Origin of the sequence: Klebsiella sp. AqSCr (assembly GCF_008452795.1) — a bacterium.
GTDB classification, from domain to species: domain Bacteria; phylum Pseudomonadota; class Gammaproteobacteria; order Enterobacterales; family Enterobacteriaceae; genus Klebsiella; species Klebsiella pneumoniae.
The window spans coordinates 1-1,484 of sequence record NZ_MJDM01000035.1 but is presented as its reverse complement, the minus strand read 5'-3'; the positions used below and the strand labels follow the sequence as shown (position 1 = coordinate 1,484).

General features: G+C 41.8%; 4 protein-coding genes. All 4 read right to left on the bottom strand.

Annotated elements, in window-relative coordinates; all coding sequences use genetic code 11:
* Positions 1–40: 40 nt before the first annotated feature.
* Genes BHE81_RS25950 through BHE81_RS25935 form a run of 4 tightly spaced genes read right to left on the bottom strand, consistent with a single transcriptional unit; the run spans position 41 to position 1,294 of the window.
* Positions 41–352 (bottom strand): hypothetical protein, encoded by a 312-nt coding sequence (locus tag BHE81_RS25950; protein WP_023316403.1) that lies wholly within the window; start codon positions 350–352, stop codon positions 41–43.
* On the bottom strand, positions 353–571 hold the full coding sequence (locus BHE81_RS25945) for a hypothetical protein (RefSeq protein WP_023316402.1): 219 nt from the start codon (positions 569–571) through the stop codon (positions 353–355).
* A 23-nt stretch (positions 572–594) separates the two neighbouring features.
* Entirely contained in the window at positions 595–879 is a 285-nt protein-coding gene (locus BHE81_RS25940) for a hypothetical protein (protein WP_023316401.1), read from the bottom strand.
* 4 nt (positions 880–883) lie between these two features.
* Positions 884–1,294 carry a hypothetical protein gene (locus BHE81_RS25935; RefSeq protein WP_023316400.1) on the bottom strand — a complete coding sequence of 137 codons (411 nt, stop codon included), beginning with the start codon at positions 1,292–1,294 and terminating at the stop codon, positions 884–886.
* Positions 1,295–1,484 lie beyond the last annotated feature (190 nt).

The following is a 1,484-nucleotide window of genomic DNA, read 5'->3' as shown; positions in this document are numbered from 1 at the left end:
TCAAATAACGTGAGATTGTTAATACTGACCATCGGTCTTACTATTCACCTGCCCCCATCCGTTCAAAGGAATAAATCAAGACATAAAACATATAAAAGATGACTGTGGCTGTAAAAAATCCCGTTATTACTGACAGCGTCAAATCAGGAGAACCGGCCCACATGTTTTTATCCATGAATACCATGAAAGAAAATAAAGCACTGAGACCTGCAAGCCCAAACAACATTAAAATACAGGCAAGCGTATCTCTTATAAAAACACCAATAATTACATAGCCGTAACCACAGATAATGATTGCCATTGCAAAAAAAAGTCGTACAAACCCATCAAAACTTAACTGGTATTCAGCCATTTACCCACCCTCATTCAATGTTTCCATCACGCTGCTCAAAGGCTCGCGGGTTTTAATTTCAATGCACTCTCCTGTATTACCTCCGTAACCCCTTCCTCCACGTGCTTCGAGTGCCCGTAGCATTTTTATGCAAACATCTGTATTAGGCATGGGAGAAACATTCCAAATCCCACCGCCACTACTCGGCGTCATCAGCACCAGAAAAATAAATGCATGCATACTTTATTGCCTCTGTTTATATACTAACGAATGAATATCTCTTCGATTAACTCCTGTAAGGTAACCGGCTTATTCCCGCTTATCGCCTTTTCATACTCATCTGCACTGACATTTTCAATAACATCACCACACTGAAGCCGGTTTTGCGTGGGAGACAATAAACCTTTATCAATATTCTTCTCCAGCAAGCGGCAGTCATGAGTCCAGTGGTGTGCGAGCGCTTCTGGTACAGGGTCATTACTGAATACAAACAGCAAGAGATATACTGAAAATACAAAAGCAAGCAGCCATTTGAATAATTCATCCATCACGTTACTTACCCTCCGTGCTAAGTTTATTAACCTCTGCCTTATCCCTGTATCTCACATCCATATACCGTGTTACGCCATCCGGACAAGACCAGCCATCTTTCGCTTTAGCCAGAAACCCTGCCTGCTGCGCTTCAAATGCGGAGATTCTGCAGTTTTTCAGCGTATAGATGATATTTTCTTTCCTGTTTATAATTTGTTTATATGTTGATTCAGGATCAAGAACTCCTGTTGCTGTAGTAATCATACTCACCATACACAGTATCACACTGAGGGTTTTACCCCACCAGGATGTGATTGCTCTCTGAAAAAAGGCAGACACGATTACGGCAGAACCAACAATCAGCATCAACATAAAAATATATGACGAATCCTCGCGAAAAAGCAGCCATAGATATTTCATTGAGTCAGTCATTTTTCAAATCCTTTCATTTTTCGTTATCGACGTTCATTTCACACGCTACCGCCCATCCCTTTCAACGCAGAGGGCACTCGTTTTAATTCAGAAATGAAAACTTACTGCAGCGCCAGTAATGGCGCCGTAAATCAATTAAGGCGAGGTTGTCCCCACGCCGATGGTTTTACGACAAAAAGAACCGTTGCCG